A 21,492-nucleotide genomic window follows, 5' to 3' on the forward strand; every position below is an offset into this window, starting at 1 on the left:
ACAGTTCCATGAAGGCAATCCGCTTCCACGAGTTCGGCACCAGCGAAGTCCTGCGCTACGAAGACATCGACCGTCCCGTTCCCGGCCCCGGGCAGGTGCTGGTGCAGGCTGCGGCCACCTCGTTCAACCCGGTCGACGACCACATCCGCGCAGGCCACCTCGCCGAAATGATCCCGATGACGCTGCCCTACGTGCCGGGCATCGACCTGGCGGGCACCGTCGCCGAGCTCGGCGCCGACGTGACAGGACTGGCGATCGGCGACCGAGTCGTGGCGATGCTGCCCCTCGGCTCCGCGGGCGGCGCGGCCGAATATGCCGTCGTCCCTGCGGAATCCGTAGCCCAGGCACCACAGTCGACCGACCTGGTCGATGCTGCGGCACTGCCACTGACCGGCCTCGCGGCCTGGCAGCTGACCTTCGAACTCGCCGAACTGAAGCCCGGTCAGACCGTCCTGGTCAACGGTGCCGCCGGTGCGGTGGGCAGCCTCGTCGTGCAACTCGCCGTAGACGCGGGAGCCCACGTGACCGCGGTGGACGCACCCCAGCACGCCGACCGCCTCCGCGCTTACGGCGCAACCCGCGTCGAAGGCCCCCTCGACCTCGCGGCCGGTCCTGATGCGGTCGGCGGTCCGTTCCAGGTCGTGGTGAACCACGTGCGCGTTTCCCCCGAGGAACTCGCCCAACTGACGAACTACGTCGCCGACGGCGGAATCGCCGTGAGCTCGGCAGGCCCGATCCCCGAAGACACCACCCGCGGTGTTCGCAGCGAGAGCCTGTGGGTCCGCAGCGACGGCGCTCAGCTGAGCGAGCTGGTCGCCAAGGTGGACGCGGGCAAGCTCCAGATCCACGTGGCCGACCGCCGTCCGGTGTCGGAACTGGCCGACGTGCATGCCGACGCAGGCGCGGGTCGCCTGGCCGGAAAAACCGTCGTACTCGCTCCCTGATTACGTCCGGGCCCCAGTGTCGGGGCCCGGGCCCCCTCTTCGGCACGCTCCTCGACAACGCGGGATTTGTCGCTGATGATTGTTGTGAGTACAGGGCGGCAACCCGCGGGCCGGGTGTCGACCCGAATCTTCGAACGATCGGATCGCCGATGAGCGACGTCGAAATCACTTCGAGCGATGTCATCCTGCGGGGAACGGCGACCGGCGCCGGCCCGACGATTCTGTTGCTGCACGCGGGCGGTCAATATTCGAGGTCGGTCCAGCTGGGGGTGAGGGGGAAGGGGTGGTTCAGCTCGACTTCGGGATGGACGGTGGGTGACCATTCGCTGACCAGGGCGTACTGGCGGGGCCGCAAAGGCGTGACGCCCACTGGTAGGTCGGTGGGCGTCGCCAAGACGTAGGTCAGGATGGTGTCGATGCGGCGGCCTTCCCGGTCCAGCAGCACCTCCCAGTACTCGCTGATCCCGGCTTCGGCGTAGCGGGCTTGTTTCGTGAGCATCTGGCCGATGTGGTTGGACGGGGAGAGCACTTCGCCGACGATGACGACGTCCTCGGCGAAGATCGGCGTCCACGGCTGGCGCTCAACTCGGCCGTCGCTAATCCAGTAGTATGCATTTAGTTGGGTAATGGCCAACTAAATGCATACTCCCACTAGGAGGTGTGGTGCTGATGGCGGAGCATCGCAGCACCGTGCTGCCCGGCGAACTCTGGCGAGCGCCCCTTCGAACTCTTCGACCGCAGGACTTGGCCGACATCTACGCACAACCGCGCCCTGAAATCGCGCGGCTCGTCGATCGGGGCGTACTGCATCGCGTTGCTCACGGCTACTACGTGATCGTCGCGCCGGACCATGTCGGCCGGATCTGGCTGCCCGCGCTGGAGGCCGTCGCCGCAGGTATCGCGACCTCCATTTACGGGCCGGATAAGGCCGTTGTCATGGGGATCAGCGCGGCTCGCGCACTGGGAGCAGTGCCGCGTGCGCTGGCGACCGCGATTGTCGCCGTTCCGCGCCAGCATCGGCCGATCGCGCTGACCGATCGCTGCGCCCAAGTCCGGTTCGTTCGCCGCGACACCGACGCTCTCGACGCTGAGCGTATCGAAACGCCGCTGGGCCCTGCGCTGGTCACGACGCCGGAACAGACCGTGCTCGATCTGGCCCGACGTCCAGATCTGGGCAATGCTGCGGCGGAGGTTCGTCCGGCGATCGAGACCCTCTACCGTCGTAGCGATCCGACGCGACTCACGCAGCTCGCTACTGATCAGCGCCTGGGTGCGGCCCTTCGGCGCGCGCAAACCTGGGTGGGAGCATGAGGATCGACGAACGTGACAGTGTCGCAGATCAATTCGGTGTTTCACCGGAACAGGTCGAACGCGACCATCTGATCTCCCACCTACTGGCTGCAATCAGTGGAAGGTTCGGTGAGCGGCTGCACTTCATCGGCGGAACCGCCCTTGCCCGTACGCATCTGGTAAGCGGCAGACTCAGCGAAGACATCGATCTGGTTGCTTTGGACAACCGGACAGTGTTGGCAGCCGAACTCGACGTTGCTCTACCGCGATCGGTCGCGCGAAGCTACGGTCGGCTGGAATGGGCGCCGTCGTTGAGCAACGTCCCGGATACCGGTGCCGCCCACCTTCGCTCCGCGTCCGGCGTTTCGGTCAAGATCCAGCTGCTGTCGGCACGTGGCAGACCGGTGTGGCCGACCGAACTCCGCGAACTCGAGCAGCGCTACACCGACGTACCACCGGCCGAACTTCTCGTGCCCACACTTCCGGCTTTTGTCGCGGGGAAGACCGTGACATGGCATGACCGGCGCGCGTCTCGCGATCTGTGGGACCTCTGGGCGCTGGACGGCATCGGCGCGATCGACGGCATTGCGGGAGCGCTATACCGGAGGTACGGCCCGACCAACCGGCTGCCTGCCCCACAGTTGTTCGATCGAGCACCGAACGAAGACGACTGGAACGCACAACTGGCCGGCCAGACTCGGCTGACGATCAGCGCTGAGGTCGCGCTGTCCGCGGTTCGAGCCGCCTGGGCACGAATTCCGAACAGCCGCTGAGCCTCTGACGCTTGTGGTGCCCTCGGCAGGACACGCAAAATATGGGCAACTGTAAAACGCCTGGTCGTCGCGGGTTCGTATTCGATCGGCTTGCGCGTGGGAAACCAGTTCGCCGACCTCCCCGGCCCCACCGAGGTCGCGTACCGGAGCTGCCCGAGCGGGTGACGGGGGACTCCGGCACAGTGTTGCCATGGGTTCGTCGGTCGCTGATTCTCTCACTGTCGCCACATTCAACGTGAACGGAATCCGCGCGGCACGTCGTCGTGGCTTCGATCAGTGGTTGCGGGCGCGGTCGGTCGATGTGCTCGCGTTGCAGGAGTTGCGTTGTCCCGCATCTGATGTGGGCACCTTCCCGGGCTATTCGGCGGCGGTGGACGTGGGTTCCGTGGCCGGTCGTAACGGTGTGGCCGTACTGACGAGGGTTTCCGCCGCTGCCGTGCGGACGTGGGTGACCCACCCACCCAGGGCCCGCGGACTCGGTGAGTTCGCCGCACAGGGCCGCTATATCGAGGTCGACCTGGCCGACCGACCGGTGACGGTGGCCTGTCTCTATCTCCCCAAGGGTGGTCTGCCCTCGCATCTCCAGCGCCCGGGATCTATGCGCGAACAGCCCGACGGTGGGGTCAAGTACGAACGGAAGCAGCGGTTCCTCGCGGCGTTCGCCCGCGAAGTGCACCGGAACCGGCTCGCGGCGCTGAGCGCGGGACGCGAGTTCGTCCTCACCGGGGATCTGAACATCGCGCACACCCGCCACGATGTGACCAACTGGCGTGCCGCCCGCACGATGGACGGATTCCTACCTGCCGACCGCGAGTGGTTCAGTTCGATTCTCGGCACGCGTCGGCTCGTCGACGTGGTGCGACAGGTGCACGGCGATCGCCCGGGTCCACTCACCTGGTGGAGTTGGGCGGGTCAATCGTTCGCCAAGGATGTGGGTTGGCGAGTGGACCACCAACTCGCGACACCCGGTCTCGCCCGCCTCGCCACGTCTGTTGTCGTCGACAAGGAACCGTCACCCGCCGAGCGGCTCTCCGATCACGCCCCACTCGTGGTGACCTACTCGGCAATGCCCGACTGAGAAGTTCTGGTGCCCTCGGCAGGACACACAAAACATGGGCAACCGGCAAGCGGCTGGTCATCGCCGAATCCTATTTGATCTGACGAAGGTGTACGGCAGGTGCGGACGGATTTCTGAACGGCGACAGCGTCTCAGTCCGCGCTCAGGGGACGCAGCATGAGAGCGCGGACCGCCGCCGCTCGATAGCCGCGAGGGTCGGCCGCGCGAGATCAAGCGCGGTCGTCGGCCTGAATGTTCGGTCGGTGTCGACCGAGCCTGATCAGAGCCGGTACGAATAGATCTGAAGCTCGCCTGAAACGCTGCGGATGCGCGCGGCGTGTCGCAACATCATCATGGTTTGGATGGCGACAAATAGTGTCAAGCCTTCTCAGGCAACGCACCAGAGAGCGATACCGAGGCGATGCCGGGTGGAACCGCCCCGTCAACCGCGTTGAGGTAGCCGTGCTGCTGCCATTGAGGCGGTCCCGGCAGCATCTGAGTCTCGGCCGGGACCGTTGTTGGTGCGGTCCAAGGAGGCGTATCGCGGTGATCTCCACGATCGAGACACCGGCTGTGGATGCTCACCGCGTGTCGAACCGCCGGTTCTACTAGGCTCGCTCGGCGGGTAGTCGGTACGATGCGCGGATGGCCTACCCGTACGAAGACTTGGATGACTCGCAGTTCGAGCGCTTGGTTGTGCAGTGTAGCCGGAAATTGTTCGGAGCTGGCGTTCAGTCGTTCTCGACTGGGCCGGACGGTGGTCGGGATGCTCGATTTGAGGGTACTGCCGAGAGATTCCCCAGCACTGCAAGTCCCTGGACTGGTATTACGATAATCCAGGCGAAGCATACTAATGCAATGAATGTCCATTACAGCGATCCAGATTTTAGCGGCGACGCTAAGAGTTCCGTTCTGACAGAAGAGATAGTTCGTATCAAACGATTGGCGAGCGAAGGGGAGATCTCCAACTATTTCCTGTTCTCGAATAGAAGGCTTGGAGCTAATGCGAGCGCTTCGATTGTTAAGCGAATAGCTGAAGGTGCGGGGCTCGATCGAAGTTCGATCTATTTGGCTGGTGTGGAATATCTGGATGACCAACTTCGGGCGTTTGCCGACCTAGTATCTCTGGCTGGGATTGACCCCATAGATGGACCCCTACTTATCTCAAGCTATGACTTGGCAGAGGTTATTCTTGCGATACAGGACGGACTTTCTGCCGTAAGTGCGGTTTCCGATGCGCAAGTTGTTGAGCGTGTTTCTTATGACAACAAGAACAAGATTAACAACATGTCAGCGGAGTTTGCCGCGCGTCTTCGTAGGCTCTATCTACCGTACTCAATGCAGATAGGTACCTTTCTGGCCGACCCTGGAAATTCGGAGGCATTGAGGCAGTATGAAGGGGCGGTCGAGGAGTTTCAGCTCAAGATTGTAGCAAAGCGCAAGAACTATCAGTCGTTCGATGAGTTGTTCAATTACTTGGTCGATTTTTTGCTCAAGCGAGATCCTGTGCTCGGCCGTAATGCCAGACTGGTGAGAACCATGCTATTCTATATGTACTGGCACTGTGATATAGGGGAGTCTGCTGATGCTGCTGCCCAATAAGCACTCACATCCGGATGGTACGGTACTCGCGACGGCAACCGCGATTCTAAAGGAGCTAATGCGCAAGCGCGTGGTGGCTTATGCAGATCTAAGGGCTGCGGCGGCGAAAAGGGTATCCTCTTCCGAGTATCTATTTACGCCAGCGCTGAGTCTGCTGTACGTACTAGGTCTCGTAGAATATCTACCTAAGATAGACTCGTTCGAGTATACGGGGAAATAATGAAGCTTTCGCGACTCTACTCCAACCATCCGCACGAGTTCCGTGGTATCGAGTTTAAAGAGGGCTTCAACGTTGTACTCGCTGAAATTCGTGTTCCAGAAAATAGGGACTTGGACACCCATAATCTTGGCAAGACAACTGTCGGCGAGCTGCTCGACTTTTGCTTGCTGAAGTCGAAATCGAACAGCTTCTTTCTGTTCCGTCATGAGAACGTGTTTTACGACTACACCTTCTACCTCGAACTCGCACTCGACGATGGAAGTTATCTCAATATAGCCAGGTCCGTGATGCCAGGGACGAAGATCGAGCTCAAGCGAGGGCCTGAGAAGGTCGACGATGCATCCTTGCTGACGGCAGGGGACTGGGACCACATTGGCCTCCCCATGGATCGCGCAAAGAAGATAGTGGATGGGATCCTTGCCATCGATGCGCTCCGGCCGTGGAGCTATAGAAAGCTGATTGGCTATCTTATACGGTCCCAGCGCGATTATCTCGATGTATTCCAGCTAGGAAAATTCTCGGGATCGCACGCGGACTGGAAGCCTTTTGTCGCGCACCTTCTCGGAATGACCGCCGAGACAGTGATCAACCTGTACGAAAAGCGTGACGAGCTCAGCTTGGCAAAGACCCGCTTGGCAACGTTGTTGCAGGAGTGGGGTGGCGACGATGCTGACCCATCAGTCCTCGATGGGTTGATCTCTGTGAAACGACGTGCAGTTGAGGAAAAGTCTCACGCTTTGGAGTCTTTTAACTTTGGCGCTGAGGATCAGCGTACAACCACGGAAGTCGTCGAGGTAATCGAGTCGCGAATTGTCGGTCTCAATGAGGAGCGATACCGCATAACGCAGCTGATGGCAAGACTCAGCGAGTCGATCGAGACTGAAAGTGTAATGTTCCGAACGGCCGATTCGGAACGCCTCTTCAACGAGGCTGGTATCGCATTCGGTGATCAGCTCAAGCGGGACTATGAGCAGCTGGTTGCATTTAATCGTGCGATTACGCAAGAGCGCCGCACTGCGCTGCAGCAGCAACTAGCCGATGCTGAGCAAAGAGTGGCTGAAATCGACGAAGAGTTGCCGCGGCTGAACATGGAAAGGTCTCGGTCCCTAGAATATTTGCGGAACTCGGAAGCACTTTCAAAGTACAAAGATATTTCTCGCGATTTTTCCGTTCTCAAAGCAGATTTGAAGCAGCTCGAATCCCAGCGTGTCGCTGCTACGCGGCTGATTGAGCTTAGGCGAGAAGTCCGCACTCTCGAAGAGGAATATAGTAGGGTTCAAGACGATACCGAGACTGAGTTGGTTGCTATCAGTCAAGATGAAGTAAGTCATTTCGGGCGCTTGCGGAGATATTTCACCGAAATAATTTACGATGTGCTCGGGCAAAATGCAATCATCGCCATTAGGATAAATTCGAACGGTGGACTGGAGTTTGTTGCCGAATTTGTAGGAGAATCTGGAACTGCTACCAGTGGTGATCGCGGCACTTCCTATAGAAAGCTGCTATGCATAGCTTTTGATCTGGCTGTGCTCAGAGCCTATTCCTCGGTCCCCTTTGCTCGTTTTGTGTACCATGATGGCGCTTTGGAACAGCTTGAGCCACGCAAAAGGTCGAAGCTGATCGGGGTGTTCCGGCAATACGCTGAGTATGGTATCCAACCAGTCATTTCGACACTGGATAGTGACCTGCCGGAATCGATCGACTCGTCCCCTGCGGCGATATCCTCACGAGAAGTTGTTCTCGTTTTGCACGACGAAGGAAGTTCTGGCCGTCTGTTTCAAATGCCGCCGTGGTAAGGGAGTGTATAGCGACACCTCGATAAACCTCGTTGGCGCCAATCCGGCTGAGTGTCAGTCGAGGTTTTTCAGGGCTGCCGCCCACGGCACTGGTTCGCCTTCGTTGACCCGGATGAAGCGCACGCCCCAGTCTGTGAGGTTGGACAGGGCGGCAGCGACTGGCGGGAACTGGAATTGAGCCGCTCGTCCGTGCGGAACCGCCACCACAGGTAGCCCGGCTCCGGTCGTTTCGACCAGTAGCGCCAGTGGCAACGTGTCGCCGATTCCCGCCGCCCATTTCGCCATGGAACTTGTCGTCAGCGGCGCGGCGATGACCGCGTCGGGCGGTGGAAGCAGGTCTATGGTGCCCGGAACTTTGAACTCCGACCGAACGGGATACCCGGTCTGTGCCGCGAGTGCTTCGGCATCGATGAATCGAGCGCCGTTCGGGGAGGCCAGAACACACACATCCCAACCGTCTGCCTGCGCGAGGGACACCAGTTCCCCGACGTCCCCGGCCCCACCGGCTCCCGTCACGATCGCGTACAGAACTCTAGTGCGCTCACCCATACCTCCATCATGGCAGGCGACGGGTGATGCGTCTTCGCCTACAGCGCCACGGCTCCGACCCGGGAAGCGAGTTTGCCGAGGTCACCGGTGACGAGGTCGCGTCCGGCCTTGATCATCATGTGGCCCACCAGTTCCTGCACCGTGTCCATGTTTCGGACCTGTTGAGGCGCGATGCGCTCCGCCCGTAACAGCGCGTCCAGGGACATGGTGTGGTTGTCGCGGGCTGCGGCGGCACGCCCCACCTCTACGAAGTACTGTGCGGCGCGGCCGACGGTCGGCAACGATCGTGGGTCGAGTCGGTAGGCGAGATCGAGCACTCGTTCCGGGGAGCCTTCCTCCATGGCGACGGTCATGTTCCACAACGTCACGTTGGCCGAGCCGAAGGAGACGTTGCCGATGATCGTGGTGGGGTCGTGGGTGGTCGAGCGGTCGAGCTGAGCCGCGTACTCGGCGGCCTGGGCGAGGTGATCGTGGGGGCTCGCACCCATGGTGGCGGTGACCAAAGACGCTTGGAGGTGGAGCATTCCGACCGTTTGTATCTCGGGGGCGGTGGTTGCGTCGGGTCCGACCTGGGCGGCGGTGTGCACGGCGCAATCCAGGGCAGCCTTGAGGGACTCGGGTCGGGCGAGGAGCACCTGGCTGCGCACGTAGGCACCCGAGGCAATGCCTTGTCTGCTGTCGATCCGTTTGGCAGCGGATTCGGCTGCCTGCGCGGCTGACCAGGCGGCGGCGAAATAGCCGCGTGCGCGCAGTGCCACCGAGGTCTCGGAAGCAACCTGGGCCATCGTATCCCACGCGGCGCGGCGGTCTCGGGGCTTTCCGCTGCGGGCCTGGCGGTACAGATCGGTGATCGCCGGTGCCAGCAAGGGGCCGAGTTTCGCGTATTCGCAGGCCATTTGGAGTTTAGTGATGCGTCGGGCAAGCGCGATGAGTTCGCCGATCTCGCGGACCGGCTGATCGTTTCCGATGTTGCCTGCTGCCCACAAGGCTGTTTCGATGGCGGGCACCGAGGTGTCGAAGTCGTCGGTGGCCGGGCTGTTGCTGGGGAGGATGTCCTCGGTGGTGGCCGAGGCGACGGCTGCTGCCGCGAGGATGAGCAGCTGTCGACGGTCGACCTCTGTTGCCGTGTTCTGCCGGGGGAGTCGGAACCACAGCAGTTCCTCGGGGATGTGTAGAGCTGTTGCCCATTGGACCAGCTTGGACATCTTTTCGGGAGCTTCGCGGGACTCGATCCGACTCAAGGTCGCCTGCGAGATGTCGAGCCAGTTCGCGACGTCGAGTTGGGTGATCGGGGCCTTGTGCATGGGGTGGGTGCGGAAGGCGAAGATCACCCGGCCCATGTGCCAGGAGGCCAAGGCGTCGCGCATGTGATCGCTGGCCCAGAACTCGGCGGACATGACCGGTGCGCCGACAGCGGGCTCTACTCGCGCGCAACTACTGCATGCCGTGCCGGTGTTGAAGCGGGACAACCGAGTCCCGCACACCGGGCATTCGCGCGTGTTCTCAGCACTCCGCATCATCCGCCCCGCTTCCGCGATCATGGCCGTCCCCAACGGTTTTTCCGACGGTACCACCGGCTCTACCCAGCCCATATGCATCTTCTGCATACGCAGGAATTCACGAGACTCGTTGTGTGTATAGCCAATTCGCGCTCGGCGCGGCGATCGTCGGTGTGCTCGATATCAATCCTGCGGAAGGGGCGACATGGCGATATCACTGTTGGTGCCGATCCTCGGGCCACCGGCATCCGGAAAGACAACGCTCACGCTGGCGCTGGGCAAGAATCCCGACCGGCATGTGTTCAGACTGCGCGAACACGTGCCACCCGAGGTGGTCAGGCAGACCGCCAGCCACGGCCCACGAGACCTCGGCTGGATCGCCGATGACGTCGTCAGTCCGGCAGTTCGCCGGTACCTGAGTACCGTGGCCACGGACTCCCGGATCCGCACGGTGCTCCTGGACAACTATCCCGGCACCGGCCAGCAGGTAGCGGCGCTGCTCGAGATAGCGCGGGCGCTCGCACCTGGCTGTGCCGTCGAGCCGGTCGAGCTCGTGCTCGACGCGCCGGCCCGACGCAAGAGGGCGCGAGCACGTCGAGTCTGCCACCGATGTGAGCGCGATCCGGCCGCCGATCCGCGCCTGCCCGCTACCGCATCGACGTTCGGCGGATGGACCTGCGGGAGCTGTGGCTCACTGCTGTACCCGCGGCGAGGCGATGCCCCCTCGCTGTTCGCTGCCCGCAGCCGACGCCACGACGACACGGTCGGGGACGTGCGTACCGCGTTCGACCGTGCGGGCATCCCCACCAACTCCGTCGACGCCGCCGACGACGCCGCGACCCTCGCGCGGATCGTCGAGCCCCTGCTCATCGTGAGGAGCACCACCGCATGACCAGCACAACCCCTCTGGGAGTCCCGACTTTCCGGCCCGACACCTACGGCCACGCCCGGATGCCGCGCAACGCCGGGCAGCGCGAACCACATCGTGTCGACAAGGTCTCCTATGGCCGATTCCGCAACGTCTACCTCTACATCACCGAGGCATGCCAGTTGCGGTGCGAGCACTGCTACATGGGCGAGCGGCTCGACCGGGCGTTGAAGATGACCCCGCAGCAGATCGTCGACACCCTCACCACCTGGCGGCAGCTCGGCGGCGACAAGCTCACCATCCTCGGCGGTGAGCCGACCCTGCACCCCTGGTACATCGACGCCATCCGCGCGGCCAGAGCCATCGGCTACGGCCACGTCATCACCACCACCAACGCCCAGACGATCGCACGTAAGAAGTTCTCCCAGCTCACACCCGACGACTTCGCCTACGTCCAGGTCAGCATGGACGGCGGCAGCGCGGCCACCCACGACACGGTGCGCGGCGAAGGCACGTTCGACCAGGCGATGCAGACCAGCGCGGAGTTGTGCGAGCGCGGGTTCGACACCCGCATCATCTGCACGGTCAACAAAGCCAACGAGGGTGATGTCCTGCGGCTGCTCGACATTGCCGACGATATCGGCGCGAGCCTGGTCAAGTTCCACGTGTTCTCCACCATCGGCACCGGTCACGGCAACGCCGATATGGCGATGAACCCGATCGAATGGGTGAGCTTCTGCGACCGGCTCGAACAGGTTGCGCCGCAATATAACTCGCGAGTGTGGTTCCAGCCGACCTACGCCCGTCGTGACCAGATGGACCGCTACGCCGGGGAGGGCTACCAGGGCTGTATCGGACGCACCCTGGACCGGATCTCGATCTTCCCTGATGGCCGCTGCTATGTGTGCAGCTACCTGTTCGACACCGACACCAACTACGCCACCATGCGCGACGGACAAGTCCTGCTCAACCGCGACAGCGAGATCAACGAGTTCGACCTGTTCACCCAGCCCCTGGTCAACAGCGCCTGCGGCGGGTGCAAAGCCTCGGCCTGCCTGGGCGGCTGCCCGGCAGAAGAACTGGTCATGGGTGCCTCGTCGTGCTCGGCCTACCCCGACATCGTGCCGGTCTGTCGGCTGTGGAAATCCAGCGCGAAACCCGAATAGGAGACCCCCAGTGCACACCATGGAAAACGTCATCGAACCCCTGCGTGAGCTGGACTGGAACGACGTCGACGTCGTCGAGGCAGCCAGCCGCAAGTCCTTCGAGCTGCTCACCACCCAGAAATACCTGCTTCGTCGGGCGTTGAACGCCGTAACCGACAACCCCGACCTCACCGCGCTGTGTGAGCACTACGACATCTTGGACAAGATCGTCCTGCACGACGACCTGCAGTCCGGCGTCCGGCTACGCCTGCACATCTTCGGTCCCGGCTACCACGACCGCCCCCACAACCACCGCTGGACCTACGCCAGCCACATCCTGCGCGGTCACTACCGACACCGGCTCTACGGGGAAGCTGAACTCGGCACCGAGATAGATGTCGCGGGCCTGCGCGCGATACACGTGCGCCAGGAACGAGTCGGGACCAGTTACGCGCTGCACCACAGCGCTATTCACGCCGTGGTTGCGGAACCCGGCACCGTGTCCCTGGTCTTACGCGGTCCGGCGATCAAGGACCGGTTCCTGGTCATGGATGCCAAGACGGGCGCTTCCTGGTGGCAGTACGGCGCGATGACAGAACCTTCCGACGCCGCCGCGAAGAAACGGATGTCGGCGCGGCGGCTCAGGGAGTTGATCGCCTCGCTTGATGAGTGGCAGCTCGTCTGACGAGGTCTAGCGACGGTGGGGACCGACGAGAGAGAGGAAGCGGTCCCCACCGTCACCGAACTACCAGCCGTAGACCGACATCGACTTCCCGGAGACGATGTGGCTTAACGCTTCTCGGCAGTAGGGGATCATCTGCGCTGGCAGCGCGTCGGCGGCGAACCATGTGAGCGCGTCACATTTGTCGGGTTCCATGTTGGTCGGCTCGCCTTCCCACTGGCGAACGTGGAAGAAGAACGCGACTCGACCACCGGACGAGCTGTTGTGCATGACGTGGGCGAACTCGACGTCGTCAGGTGCGATCTGTACGCCGATCTCCTCAGCGGCTTCACGCCGAAGCGCCTCGACCACCGATTCCTCGGCTTCGAGATGCCCAGACGGCGGATGGAACGCGCCATCGGCGTACCCGGTGCCCGCTCGGCGGCCGAACAGGATTCGGCCTTGCTCGTCGGTGAGCAGAAGATGCACATCCCCGATGAGGGTGTGCCTTTCAGTGCTGGCCACAGCCATTTCGAACCTCTCTCTCGACGCGTTCGAGACGAACGCGAGCACGACCATAGGCCATCGGCGATAGCCGCACTACCCGGTGGCCAGCAATCAGAACTGGAGAACCATGTCGCACCGAGTCACCCTCTACCGCAGCGAAGGCCAGTTGTTGGTCATTCCCAGCCAGACGCCCGAAAGCTTCAGAGCGATAATCACTTTCGGCGCAGCCGCCAGGCTCGGCCGCAGCGATGCCGGTCTTCCCGAAGGGAAGCGAATCGGTTACCACCGACAGAACTTCGCGACCAATTCCAGCCGCCACAATATGGAAGACTAATGTGAACCCAGCCACCACCTCGTATGACGGCCCCGGCTCGCGTGTATGTGGCAGCAGTACAAGCGAATTCGCCAATTTCAAGCTTGCCCTGCGGAAGGCGCGGCGCGTCGCTCGTCACCACTACCAGGTGCTCAAGCTGACTAATGCCGAGCTCATCGCGGAGATCAACGGCAGATAACACCCCCGGGCGCCAACCTGACACCCGTCACCTGGGGGTTTTGTTCGCCCTCTGGCATCTGAAATCGTCCGAATTGTTCTGGCCTGCGCAAATGCGGTGCAGGTTTTGTGCCCTTGGCAGGATTCGAACCTGTGACCCACCCGAAATGGCGAGGGTGCTCAATATTCGAGGTCGGTCCAGCTGAGGGTGAGGGGGAACGGGTGGTTCAGCTCGACCTCGGGATGGACGGTGGGTGACCATTCGCTGACCAGGGCGTACTGGCGCGGACGCAAAGGCGTGACGCCCACTGGTAGGCCGGTGGGCGTCGCCAAGACGTAGGTCAAGATGGTGTCGATGCGCCGGCCTTCCCGGTCCAGCAGCACCTCCCAGTACTCGCTGATCCCGGCTTCGGCGTAGCGGGCTTGTTTCGTGAGCATCTGGCCGATGTGGTTGGACGGGGAGAGCACTTCGCCGACGATGACGACGTCCTCGGCGAAGATCGGCGTCCACGGCTCGTCGGGGCAGCGGTAGACCATGAAGTCCGGGGTGAGGAAGTCGTCCTTGGCGCGACTCAGGAAGACATTGGTCTCAGTGTCGACCTGCCAGCATTCGCCTGGGCGGGCGCGCATGCTGCGCCTGGCCGAGTTCTCCAGTGCGTTACGTAGGCGAGTGGCGAAGCGTTGGTGTTCTGGTGGGCCGGTCCGTACCCATACCGGGTGCCCTTTGATCAGTTCGATGCGTTCCGACTGGTCAGGTGGTAGGGCGCTCAACTCGGCCCACGTCATGCGGTCGGGCAGCGGGGGGAACTCCGTTGACGGATTCGACATCGTCATCTTCTCCTCGCACCAGGCGAACTCTGGTGCCCTCGGCAGGATTCGAACCTGCGACCTACCCTTTAGGAGAGGGTTGCTCTATCCCCTGAGCTACGAAGGCGCGCCAGCCTCGGCTGGCCGAGCTGAGTATAGCGTGGGGTCGGGCTCGGTGGCGTCGGCCTGTTGGGGGCGGGTGGTCAGAAGGCGTCGAAACCGCCGCCGCTGCTGCCGGTGTCGAAACCGCCGGTGTTGTCGAAACCGGGATCCGGGTTGCCGGGGGCGGATCCGGGCTGGTCGTAGCCAGGGGCGAGGGCCGCTTCGCCGGTGCCGTCCTCGAAGGCTTGGGCGTCGTAGCCGACACCGCCCATGCCGGCGAACAGCGTCGTGAACAGCAGTACCGATCCCGCTCCCCAGGCTCCGGCGATCAGGGCGGGCTTCCACCAAGGCTCGGAGTACCAGCCTGCGGGGACGGGGCGGCCTGCGACACGACCGCCGGGGAAGTAGTTGGGGGTGCCCGCGGAGGGGGTGGGGGAGGCGGTGATGGTGCGGCCGTTGTGGGCTACCGTGCGCTTTTCGTCGACCTGGCCTGCGATGTCCTGGCCGTCGATGGTGGGGATCGGGGGGCCGGGGTCCATGTTCATCGCGGTGCGGGCGGCGCTGATGTAGTAGAGGCCTTCGAGGGCGGATTGTTTGGCCAGGCGGGCTTGGGTGGGGGAGTTGGCGCGGTCGATCTGGCCGCCCGCGGCGTTGTAGCGCTCGGAGGCGTCGGCAAGGGCCTGACGGGCGGCTTCGTTGCGGGGGGTCAGCTGGTAGACCTGGCCGCCGAGGCGTTCGATCGTCACCCTCGCGTCGGCTTGGGCCTCCTCGAGTTCGCGCGCGTTGCGCTTGTTCTGTTCGGCACGCAGGTACAGCAGAGCGCCGACGCACACGATCACGATCACGACCAACCACCACAGCATCGCGCGCCTCATTTCGTCGAGGTGTCGAGATGCCGTCCAGTTTACTGATCAGTTGCCCTAACGCGCTGACCCGTGTTGATCAGCGCGTTGCGAGATAGCTACCCCGCGAGGTGGCGGGCGATTACCAGGCGCTGGATCTGGTTGGTCCCCTCGAAGATCTGCATGACCTTCGCTTCGCGCATGTACCGCTCGACGGGGAAGTCCTGGGTGTAGCCGTAGCCGCCGAAGACCTGGACGGCGTCGGTGGTCACCTTCATGGCGGCGTCCGTGGCGACGAGTTTGGCGACCGAGGCCTGGCGGGAGTAGGGCAGGCCGGCGTCGCGGCGGCGGGCGGCGTCGAGGTAGGTGGCGCGGGCGGTGTCGACGGCGGCGGCCATGTCGGCGAGGACGAAGCCGAGGCCCTGGTGGTCGATGATCTTGCGGCCGAAGGCTTCTCGTTCCTTGGCGTAGGCGACCGCTTCGTCGAGGGCGCGCTGGGCGACGCCGGTGGCGACGGCGGCGATGCCGAGGCGGCCCGCGTCGAGGGCGCTGAAGGCGATCGAAAGTCCTTGTCCCTCTTCGCCGATGCGGCGTTCGGCGGGCAGGAAGGCGTCGTCGTAGGCGGCGGTGGTGGTGGGGATGCCGCGCAGGCCCATCTTCTCCTCCGGCTTGCCGAAGCTCAGGCCTGCGGTGTCGGCGGGGACCAGGAAGCAGGAGATGCCGCGTGAGCCCTCGCCGGTGCGGGCGAACAGGGTGTAGAAGTCGGCGCGGCCGCCGTTGGTGATCCACGCCTTGGTGCCGTTGAGGTTGTAGCCGCCGTCGACGGGAGTCGCGCGGCAGCGAAGGGCGGCCGCGTCGGAACCGGCGTGCGCCTCGGAAAGGCTGTAGGCGCCGATGGTTTCGCCCGACAGCATGCGCTCGAGCCACTGCTGTTTCTGCTCGTCGGTGCCGTAGGTGAACAGCGGATGGCACGACAGTCCGTGCACGCTCACCGCGACGGCGACCGCGGCCCAGCGGCTCGCGATCTCCTCGAGCACCTGCAGGTACACCTCGTAGGGCTGCGCGCCGCCGCCGAATTCCTCGGGGTAGGGCAGGCTGAGCAACCCGGCCGCCCCGAGCGCGGGGAACACACCGTCGGGGAAGACGCCGGTCTTCTCGCTCTCGGCGACGCGCGGTTCGAGGACCTTGTCGGCGATATCGCGGGTCAGTTCGATCAGCTCGCGCGCCTCGTCGGTGGGCAGCATCCGGTCAACAGCCATGCTCGTCACAGTAACCGCCGTTCACATCGCCGATCCTGGCGAGGCGAGCCTGCGCGGATCTATTATCTGCGCATGAATGCAGATGCCCACGCGCCCCTGGACGAGGATCAAGTGGGTTTGGTGGTCGAGGTGTTCCGCATGCTGGCCGACCCGACCCGGGTCCAAGTCCTGTGGGCGCTGGCCGAACAAGAACTCTCGGTGAACGAACTGGCGAGCCGAGTCGGCAAACCGGGTCCGTCGGTGTCGCAGCACCTGGCGAAACTGCGCATGGCCAGGCTCGTTCGCACCCGTCGCGAGGGAACGACCATTTACTACAGCCTCGACAACGACCACGTCCGCAGCCTGGTCGTCGACGCCGTGCACAACGCCGAACACGCCGGTCCGGGCGTGCCGTCGCACCATAGAGGGCCCGACGGTCAGCCGCCGCACACGGAGCCGCCCGGTCTGCGGTGACGAGCCGACCAGCAGGAATGTTGTCGGAGGAAACGATTGCAGGGCTCAAACCTTTCGGTAGCATCCGTTGTGACGTGGCTCATGCCACGGCAGGGACTTGAAGGAGCACCGATGCTGAGCACCATGCAGGAAGACCAGCTCTCGCTGGCGACACTGCTCAAATACGCCGCCACTTTCCAGGGCGACTCGACCGTGTCGACCTGGACCGGTGACGGTGTCCGCACGATGACCTACCGCGAGCTGGGTGCGGATTCGGCCCGGCTGGCCAATGCGCTGCGTGGGCTCGGCGTCGAGGAGGGCGACCGCGTCGGCACCTTCATGTGGAACAACAACGAGCACATGACCGCTTACATCGCGGTGCCCGCGATGGGCTCGGTGCTGCACGCGCTCAACATCCGCCTGTTCCCCGAGCAGCTGGTGTTCGTCGCCAACCACGCCGAGGACAAGGTCGTGCTCGTCGACGGCACCCTGCTGCCGCTGTTCGCGCAGTACCTGCCGAACCTGAAGACCGTGAAGCACGTGATCGTCGTCAACGGCGACGCCGCCGCGCTCACCGCGCCTGAGGGCGTGCAGGTGCACTCCTACCGTGAGCTGCTCGACGCGCAGTCGGCCGAGTTCGACTTCCCGGTGATCGACGAACGTTCCGCTGCCGCGATGTGTTACACCTCCGGCACCACCGGCGACCCCAAGGGCGTCGTCTACTCGCACCGCTCCAACTGGCTGCACGCCATGCAGGTGAACTCGCCGAACGGCATGGGCTTCAACGGTTCCGACTACGTGCTGGCCATCGTGCCGCTGTTCCACGCCAACGCGTGGGGCTTGCCGTACGCGGCGCTGATGTCGGGCGCCAACATCCTGATGCCGGACCGCTTCCTGCAGCCGGGCCCGCTGCTGGAGATGATGGCCGCCGAGAAGCCGACCTTCGCCGCCGCCGTGCCGACCATCTGGGGTGGCGTGCTAGCCACGCTCGCCGCTGCGCCGCAGGACATTTCGCACCTGCGCACCGCCGTGGTCGGTGGGTCCGCCGTGCCGCCCGCGATGATGCGCGCGTTCGAGGAGAAGCACGGCGTGCGCATCCTGCACGCGTGGGGCATGACCGAGACCTCCCCGCTGGGCAGCGTCGCGCACGCGCCCGCGGGCGTGAGCGAGGACGAGGCCTGGGAGTACCGCTACACCCAGGGCCGTTTTCCCGCCAATGTCGAGGCCCGGCTGGTCGGTGACGATGGCAAGGTCGTGCCGAACGACGGTGAGTCGCTCGGTGAGCTCGAGGTCCGCGGCGCCTGGATCACCGGCTCCTACTACTCGCCGACCGGCGCCGAGGTGGACCCGGACAAGTTCGACGACGGCTGGCTGCGCACCGGCGATGTGGGCAAGATCAGCCCCAACGGCTACCTCACCCTGGTGGACCGCTCCAAGGACGTCATCAAGTCCGGTGGCGAGTGGATCTCCTCGGTGGACCTGGAGAACTCGGTGATGGGCCACCCGGCCGTCGCCGAGGCCGCGGTGATCGGTGTGCCGGACGAGAAGTGGGACGAGCGCCCGCTGGTCGCCATCGTGCTGGCCGAGGGCGCCGCCGCCGAGGCCGCCGAACTGCGCGACTACCTGGCCGACAAGTTCGCCAAGTGGCAGCTGCCCGAGCGCTGGACCTTCATCGCCGAGGTGCCGAAGACCAGCGTCGGCAAGTTCGACAAGAAGCGCCTGCGCGCCCAGTATGCCGAGGGGGAGCTGGAAGTCATCACGGTGTAGGACCTGAAAAAGGCGGGCGTGGAAGCAATTCCACGCCCGCCTTTTCTGTACTGCGAACTAATCGGGGCCCGAAGGGCCGCGAACCGCGGCGCCAGCCGCCAAATTAGCAGTTGCGAAGCTCCGGGCTCTGGTTCAACAGCTGGGCGCGCGGGCTGATGTAGCGGGTGTAGGTCTCCCCGCCGACGGCCGACAGCGGGAACGCCGCGACGCGATGGCAGTTCTGGAAGGCCAGTTTCACGCCGAAATGCCGTTCCAGGCCGCCGCGAATGGCGTCGGAGGCCAGGGCGCGCAGCAGCTGACCGCGGGCCACCTCGTCCGGCGGCGGGATGCGGTTGTCGGCGTATTCGTCGGTGCCGGTGCGGAGATCGTCCGCGACCCGGCTCACCACCTCCCAGGCGTAAGGCAGTGAGGTACGGACACATTCGACGAATTCTGCGTCGTCGATATCGCCGCTTTCGGCGCGTTCGAGTAGGGCGGCGGGTACATCGAGGGACATGGCTCTCCTCCTGCTTGGGGGTGGTCGGCGGGACGCGATGCCAGGTCCGAGTCTAAACGAAATTCGTTGTCAATAACCCTGGATTCGTTCCGAAAGTGCTTTCCGGAGTGCGCTTTTCGCGTCGGCGGCCAGGTCGGCGACCAGTTCGCCTGCCGGTTGCCCGGTGCTCAGTGAATGTGCTTGTCCCGCCCACAGATTCACATCGTCGATGTTGCCTGCGGCGCGTGCGGCGGCCCGCAACGGCGCGGTGGCGTAATGGATTTCGGGATAGGCGGCGGGCGCGTCGGCGGTGTGTTCGACGAGGAAGCGATTGCGGATCCCGCGCGCGCGACGGCCGGTGAAGGCGCGCGTGAGCATCGTGGGGTCCGGCGTCCCGATCGCGCCGCGGTGCACGGCGTTGGTGCCGGCTTCCGGGCAGCGCAGCAGCGCGGTGCCGATCTGCGCCGCCGAGGCGCCGGCGGCCAACACTCCGGCCACCCCCGCGCCCGTCGCGATCCCGCCCGCCGCGACGAGTGGGCGGGAGGTGACGGCGGTGAGCAACTGGATCAGGGTCAGCAGGCCGGGCGGGTCCACGGCGTCGTCGGCGGGGTCGTCGACGAAGTTCGCGCGGTGACCGCCCGCCTCGGCGCCCTGGGCGATCAGCACGTCGGCGCCCGCGTCGACGGCGAGCAGTGCCTCGGCAGGCGAGGTGACCGTCACCCACACCTCCGAGCCGACCGCGTGCAGCCGGTCCACCTCCACGGCGGTGGGGCAGCCGAAGGTCGTCGAGACCACCGCGACCGGATCGGCGACCAGCAGATCGAGCTTCTCGGCCCAGCCGTCGGTGTCGTGTTCAGGGGTGCCGAGGGGAAACTCCGCGCCGAGTTCGGCGAGGTAGGTGGCGTAGACGGCCGGATCGGCCACTGCTCCCGGCGCGAACAGGTTCACGCCGAACGGTGCGGCGGTGGCGGCTCGGGTCGCCGCGATCTGCGCGGCCACCGCCTCGGTGCCGAGGTAGCCGGCGGCGAGCTGGCCGAACCCGCCCGCGGCCGCGACGGCGACCACCAACTCGGGCGTGGACGGGCCGCCTGCCATGGGCGCGGCGACGATGGGGACGGTCAAGTTCTCGATCACCATGGGTCGAGTCTGGCCGGTCGAGGCCGTGTTCAGGCCCACTGACGTGTCGTGTGACGCGTCAGACGCCCCGATCGTTACTGTGTGACACGCCATCTACCTGGGATTTCGTGACAGAAGGTTGCGGAATGGTCACGGCCGGGTACAGTTCCCATCACAACGTATGCCGAACCGTTACACATAGTTCGGTAGTGGGGAACACCCAGGTGGTCCCCGGACCGATCGCCGATCGGTTTCGTTTCCTTTGTTGTCGGACGCTAGGACGAGACTTTGTCGCAGCACCGTGTGGGCCCCGAATCCGTGTCCGTGCAGGCCCTGTTGGGTGGTCACGCAGATGGTCGGCGCCCGAGCAGGAGCAGGCACCGTGCCGAGGCCTCACGTACCGACCGGGTGCGCGCCGCCGCCACCGCCGCGGTCGCCGCGGGCGCGCTGGTGGGTGTGACCGCCCAGGTCGCCCCGGCGCTGGCCTTCGCCGCCCCGCTGCTGCCGACCCACGACGACAACGTCGAGGAATCGGTCGCCCCCGAGTCCGCCCGCGCCGACGTCGACCTCGTCGCCGCGCAGCAGGTCTCCGCACACGTCGAGACCCCCGCGCCGGTCGACGCGGTCGCCGCGCCGATCGCCGCCCCCGTGGCCGCGCCCTTCGGCATCGGCAACCTGCCCCCCGAGATCTCCGGCCCGCTGGCCCAGGTCGAGGACATGCTGCAGGGCATCCAGCACCAGGTCGCGCCGCCGCAGGCCTCGCGTCCGGTCGCGGGCCCGATCAGCTCCGGCTACGGTGCTCGCTGGGGTGCCATGCACTACGGCATCGACTTCGCCGATTCGCTCGGCGCCCCGATCAAGTCCGTCGCCAGCGGCACCGTGATCGAGGCGGGCCCGGCGTCGGGCTTCGGCCTGTGGGTGCGCGTGCTGCACGACGACGGCACCACCGGCGTCTACGGCCACGTCAACGACATGCTGGTCAGCGAGGGCCAGCGGGTCAACGCGGGCGAGGTCATCGCGACCGTGGGCAACCGCGGCCAGTCCACCGGCCCGCACCTGCACCTCGAGATCTGGGATCAGGGCGGCGGCAAGATGGACCCGATTCCGTACCTGGCTTCCAAGGGCGTCCCCCTGGAGTGGGGCCCTTCCGCGCACTGAGTTTCTGGAGCGCTGGCGCGCTCGAGTTCGCGGCCCCTTGTGTCCCGTCGATCAGGTGCCGTTGCTTGCTACCTAGGCGGCCGCGCACACCCACCAGAAAAACGGGCACGGCCCCCAACCCCCCCCCCCCGCG

The 21,492-nt window shown here is 64.6% G+C and carries 23 protein-coding genes and 1 tRNA gene; 14 read left to right on the plus strand and 10 right to left on the minus strand.

The features are described from left to right. Nucleotides 1-8 precede the first annotated feature (8 nt). Nucleotides 9-944, plus strand: coding sequence for an NADP-dependent oxidoreductase (locus ACFWUP_RS13990; protein WP_379234119.1), 936 nt, complete (start codon nucleotides 9-11; stop codon nucleotides 942-944). Between the two features lie 241 nt (nucleotides 945-1,185). Here ACFWUP_RS13990 and ACFWUP_RS13995 read toward each other — a convergent pair whose 3' ends face one another. Continuing rightward, entirely contained in the window at nucleotides 1,186-1,473 is a 288-nt protein-coding gene (locus tag ACFWUP_RS13995) for a hypothetical protein (protein ID WP_379234121.1), read from the minus strand. 215 nt (nucleotides 1,474-1,688) lie between these two features. Between ACFWUP_RS13995 and ACFWUP_RS14000 the strand changes: the two genes are divergently transcribed. The 6 genes from ACFWUP_RS14000 (at nucleotide 1,689) to ACFWUP_RS14025 (ending at nucleotide 7,682) form a co-directional block, all read left to right on the plus strand. Next, a complete protein-coding gene (locus ACFWUP_RS14000) occupies nucleotides 1,689-2,255 on the plus strand; it encodes a type IV toxin-antitoxin system AbiEi family antitoxin (RefSeq protein ID WP_379234123.1) in 567 nt (188 codons plus the stop codon). Beyond that, nucleotides 2,252-3,007: a nucleotidyl transferase AbiEii/AbiGii toxin family protein gene (locus ACFWUP_RS14005; RefSeq protein ID WP_379234125.1), complete on the plus strand. Its 756-nt coding sequence runs from the start codon at nucleotides 2,252-2,254 to the stop codon at nucleotides 3,005-3,007. Before ACFWUP_RS14000 ends, ACFWUP_RS14005 begins: the two co-directional genes overlap by 4 nt. A gap of 190 nt (nucleotides 3,008-3,197) precedes the next feature. Continuing rightward, complete coding sequence (locus ACFWUP_RS14010; protein ID WP_379234127.1) at nucleotides 3,198-4,085, plus strand: exodeoxyribonuclease III; 888 nt, start codon at nucleotides 3,198-3,200, stop codon at nucleotides 4,083-4,085. Nucleotides 4,086-4,922: 837 nt separating this feature from the next. Beyond that, nucleotides 4,923-5,666, plus strand: a complete 744-nt coding sequence (locus ACFWUP_RS14015) for an ABC-three component system protein (RefSeq protein WP_379234129.1) — start codon at nucleotides 4,923-4,925, stop codon at nucleotides 5,664-5,666. Between the two features lie 58 nt (nucleotides 5,667-5,724). Beyond that, on the plus strand, nucleotides 5,725-5,886 hold the full coding sequence (locus ACFWUP_RS14020; protein ID WP_379234212.1) for an ABC-three component system middle component 8: 162 nt from the start codon (nucleotides 5,725-5,727) through the stop codon (nucleotides 5,884-5,886). Further along, nucleotides 5,886-7,682 carry a DUF2326 domain-containing protein gene (locus ACFWUP_RS14025; RefSeq protein ID WP_379234131.1) on the plus strand — a complete coding sequence of 599 codons (1,797 nt, stop codon included), beginning with the start codon at nucleotides 5,886-5,888 and terminating at the stop codon, nucleotides 7,680-7,682. Before ACFWUP_RS14020 ends, ACFWUP_RS14025 begins: the two co-directional genes overlap by 1 nt. A 54-nt stretch (nucleotides 7,683-7,736) precedes the next feature. Here ACFWUP_RS14025 and ACFWUP_RS14030 read toward each other — a convergent pair whose 3' ends face one another. Both ACFWUP_RS14030 and ACFWUP_RS14035 read right to left on the minus strand, forming a co-directional pair. Then, a complete protein-coding gene (locus ACFWUP_RS14030) occupies nucleotides 7,737-8,231 on the minus strand; it encodes a flavoprotein (RefSeq protein WP_379234133.1) in 495 nt (164 codons plus the stop codon). A gap of 38 nt (nucleotides 8,232-8,269) precedes the next feature. Then, on the minus strand, nucleotides 8,270-9,628 hold the full coding sequence (locus ACFWUP_RS14035; protein ID WP_379234135.1) for a helix-turn-helix domain-containing protein: 1,359 nt from the start codon (nucleotides 9,626-9,628) through the stop codon (nucleotides 8,270-8,272). A 307-nt stretch (nucleotides 9,629-9,935) separates the two neighbouring features. Between ACFWUP_RS14035 and ACFWUP_RS14040 the strand changes: the two genes are divergently transcribed. From ACFWUP_RS14040 to ACFWUP_RS14050, 3 genes are read left to right on the plus strand one after another with little or no spacing between them, the layout of a single operon-like run. Next, on the plus strand, nucleotides 9,936-10,622 hold the full coding sequence (locus tag ACFWUP_RS14040; RefSeq protein ID WP_379234137.1) for a hypothetical protein: 687 nt from the start codon (nucleotides 9,936-9,938) through the stop codon (nucleotides 10,620-10,622). Beyond that, the gene (locus ACFWUP_RS14045) at nucleotides 10,619-11,764 is read left to right on the plus strand and encodes a radical SAM protein (RefSeq protein WP_379234139.1); all 1,146 of its coding nucleotides are present in this window, start codon (nucleotides 10,619-10,621) and stop codon (nucleotides 11,762-11,764) included. The genes ACFWUP_RS14040 and ACFWUP_RS14045 overlap by 4 nt, the downstream gene beginning before the upstream one ends. Before the next feature lie 19 nt (nucleotides 11,765-11,783). Then, a complete protein-coding gene (locus tag ACFWUP_RS14050) occupies nucleotides 11,784-12,428 on the plus strand; it encodes a hypothetical protein (RefSeq protein ID WP_379234214.1) in 645 nt (214 codons plus the stop codon). A gap of 60 nt (nucleotides 12,429-12,488) precedes the next feature. On the opposite strand, the gene ACFWUP_RS14055 is transcribed toward ACFWUP_RS14050, so the two are convergent. Then, entirely contained in the window at nucleotides 12,489-12,929 is a 441-nt protein-coding gene (locus ACFWUP_RS14055; protein WP_379234141.1) for an NUDIX domain-containing protein, read from the minus strand. Nucleotides 12,930-13,011: 82 nt separating this feature from the next. Here ACFWUP_RS14055 and ACFWUP_RS14060 point away from each other — a divergent pair, with 82 nt between their 5' ends. Next, the gene (locus ACFWUP_RS14060) at nucleotides 13,012-13,245 is read left to right on the plus strand and encodes a hypothetical protein (RefSeq protein WP_379234143.1); all 234 of its coding nucleotides are present in this window, start codon (nucleotides 13,012-13,014) and stop codon (nucleotides 13,243-13,245) included. A 336-nt stretch (nucleotides 13,246-13,581) separates the two neighbouring features. On the opposite strand, the gene ACFWUP_RS14065 is transcribed toward ACFWUP_RS14060, so the two are convergent. The 4 genes from ACFWUP_RS14065 to ACFWUP_RS14080 form a co-directional block, all read right to left on the minus strand. Beyond that, on the minus strand, nucleotides 13,582-14,229 hold the full coding sequence (locus tag ACFWUP_RS14065; RefSeq protein ID WP_379234145.1) for a Uma2 family endonuclease: 648 nt from the start codon (nucleotides 14,227-14,229) through the stop codon (nucleotides 13,582-13,584). 30 nt (nucleotides 14,230-14,259) lie between these two features. Beyond that, nucleotides 14,260-14,335: transfer RNA gene (locus ACFWUP_RS14070), tRNA-Arg, on the minus strand. Nucleotides 14,336-14,411: 76 nt separating this feature from the next. Beyond that, nucleotides 14,412-15,173, minus strand: coding sequence for a DUF1542 domain-containing protein (locus ACFWUP_RS14075; protein ID WP_379234147.1), 762 nt, complete (start codon nucleotides 15,171-15,173; stop codon nucleotides 14,412-14,414). Between the two features lie 98 nt (nucleotides 15,174-15,271). After that, nucleotides 15,272-16,411 (minus strand): acyl-CoA dehydrogenase family protein, encoded by a 1,140-nt coding sequence (locus tag ACFWUP_RS14080; RefSeq protein WP_379234149.1) that lies wholly within the window; start codon nucleotides 16,409-16,411, stop codon nucleotides 15,272-15,274. A 72-nt stretch (nucleotides 16,412-16,483) separates the two neighbouring features. Here ACFWUP_RS14080 and ACFWUP_RS14085 point away from each other — a divergent pair, with 72 nt between their 5' ends. Together ACFWUP_RS14085 and ACFWUP_RS14090 are read left to right on the plus strand one after the other, a co-directional pair. After that, nucleotides 16,484-16,864: an ArsR/SmtB family transcription factor gene (locus ACFWUP_RS14085; protein WP_379234151.1), complete on the plus strand. Its 381-nt coding sequence runs from the start codon at nucleotides 16,484-16,486 to the stop codon at nucleotides 16,862-16,864. 111 nt (nucleotides 16,865-16,975) lie between these two features. Next, nucleotides 16,976-18,610 carry a long-chain fatty acid--CoA ligase gene (locus ACFWUP_RS14090; protein WP_379234153.1) on the plus strand — a complete coding sequence of 545 codons (1,635 nt, stop codon included), beginning with the start codon at nucleotides 16,976-16,978 and terminating at the stop codon, nucleotides 18,608-18,610. A 103-nt stretch (nucleotides 18,611-18,713) separates the two neighbouring features. On the opposite strand, the gene ACFWUP_RS14095 is transcribed toward ACFWUP_RS14090, so the two are convergent. Both ACFWUP_RS14095 and ACFWUP_RS14100 read right to left on the minus strand, forming a co-directional pair. After that, nucleotides 18,714-19,106, minus strand: a complete 393-nt coding sequence (locus tag ACFWUP_RS14095; protein WP_379234155.1) for an SCO5389 family protein — start codon at nucleotides 19,104-19,106, stop codon at nucleotides 18,714-18,716. A 69-nt stretch (nucleotides 19,107-19,175) separates the two neighbouring features. Beyond that, nucleotides 19,176-20,222 carry an NAD(P)H-dependent flavin oxidoreductase gene (locus ACFWUP_RS14100; RefSeq protein ID WP_379234157.1) on the minus strand — a complete coding sequence of 349 codons (1,047 nt, stop codon included), beginning with the start codon at nucleotides 20,220-20,222 and terminating at the stop codon, nucleotides 19,176-19,178. A 267-nt stretch (nucleotides 20,223-20,489) separates the two neighbouring features. Here ACFWUP_RS14100 and ACFWUP_RS14105 point away from each other — a divergent pair, with 267 nt between their 5' ends. Next, nucleotides 20,490-21,359, plus strand: coding sequence for a M23 family metallopeptidase (locus ACFWUP_RS14105; RefSeq protein WP_379234159.1), 870 nt, complete (start codon nucleotides 20,490-20,492; stop codon nucleotides 21,357-21,359). The last annotated feature ends 133 nt before the right edge of the window (nucleotides 21,360-21,492 follow it).

This window comes from Nocardia sp. NPDC058658, from assembly GCF_042716665.1.
In the GTDB taxonomy this organism is placed as follows: Bacteria; Actinomycetota; Actinomycetes; order Mycobacteriales; family Mycobacteriaceae; genus Nocardia.

What these genes read in the sequence shown, in the direction of transcription:
- ACFWUP_RS13990 (WP_379234119.1), top strand. Translation starts at nt 9, where the DNA reads ATGAAGGCAATCCGCTTCCACGAGTTCGGCACCAGCGAAGTCCTGCGC.
- ACFWUP_RS14005 (WP_379234125.1), top strand. Translation starts at nt 2,252, where the DNA reads ATGAGGATCGACGAACGTGACAGTGTCGCAGATCAATTCGGTGTTTCA.
- ACFWUP_RS14010 (WP_379234127.1), top strand. Translation starts at nt 3,198, where the DNA reads ATGGGTTCGTCGGTCGCTGATTCTCTCACTGTCGCCACATTCAACGTG.
- ACFWUP_RS14015 (WP_379234129.1), top strand. Translation starts at nt 4,923, where the DNA reads ATGAATGTCCATTACAGCGATCCAGATTTTAGCGGCGACGCTAAGAGT.
- ACFWUP_RS14020 (WP_379234212.1), top strand. Translation starts at nt 5,725, where the DNA reads ATGCGCAAGCGCGTGGTGGCTTATGCAGATCTAAGGGCTGCGGCGGCG.
- ACFWUP_RS14025 (WP_379234131.1), top strand. Translation starts at nt 5,886, where the DNA reads ATGAAGCTTTCGCGACTCTACTCCAACCATCCGCACGAGTTCCGTGGT.
- ACFWUP_RS14030 (WP_379234133.1), bottom strand. Translation starts at nt 8,231, where the DNA reads ATGGGTGAGCGCACTAGAGTTCTGTACGCGATCGTGACGGGAGCCGGT.
- ACFWUP_RS14035 (WP_379234135.1), bottom strand. Translation starts at nt 9,628, where the DNA reads ATGTCCGCCGAGTTCTGGGCCAGCGATCACATGCGCGACGCCTTGGCC.
- ACFWUP_RS14040 (WP_379234137.1), top strand. Translation starts at nt 9,936, where the DNA reads ATGGCGATATCACTGTTGGTGCCGATCCTCGGGCCACCGGCATCCGGA.
- ACFWUP_RS14045 (WP_379234139.1), top strand. Translation starts at nt 10,619, where the DNA reads ATGACCAGCACAACCCCTCTGGGAGTCCCGACTTTCCGGCCCGACACC.
- ACFWUP_RS14050 (WP_379234214.1), top strand. Translation starts at nt 11,784, where the DNA reads ATGGAAAACGTCATCGAACCCCTGCGTGAGCTGGACTGGAACGACGTC.
- ACFWUP_RS14065 (WP_379234145.1), bottom strand. Translation starts at nt 14,229, where the DNA reads ATGTCGAATCCGTCAACGGAGTTCCCCCCGCTGCCCGACCGCATGACG.
- ACFWUP_RS14075 (WP_379234147.1), bottom strand. Translation starts at nt 15,173, where the DNA reads ATGCTGTGGTGGTTGGTCGTGATCGTGATCGTGTGCGTCGGCGCTCTG.
- ACFWUP_RS14080 (WP_379234149.1), bottom strand. Translation starts at nt 16,411, where the DNA reads ATGGCTGTTGACCGGATGCTGCCCACCGACGAGGCGCGCGAGCTGATC.
- ACFWUP_RS14085 (WP_379234151.1), top strand. Translation starts at nt 16,484, where the DNA reads ATGAATGCAGATGCCCACGCGCCCCTGGACGAGGATCAAGTGGGTTTG.
- ACFWUP_RS14090 (WP_379234153.1), top strand. Translation starts at nt 16,976, where the DNA reads ATGCTGAGCACCATGCAGGAAGACCAGCTCTCGCTGGCGACACTGCTC.
- ACFWUP_RS14095 (WP_379234155.1), bottom strand. Translation starts at nt 19,106, where the DNA reads ATGTCCCTCGATGTACCCGCCGCCCTACTCGAACGCGCCGAAAGCGGC.
- ACFWUP_RS14100 (WP_379234157.1), bottom strand. Translation starts at nt 20,222, where the DNA reads ATGGTGATCGAGAACTTGACCGTCCCCATCGTCGCCGCGCCCATGGCA.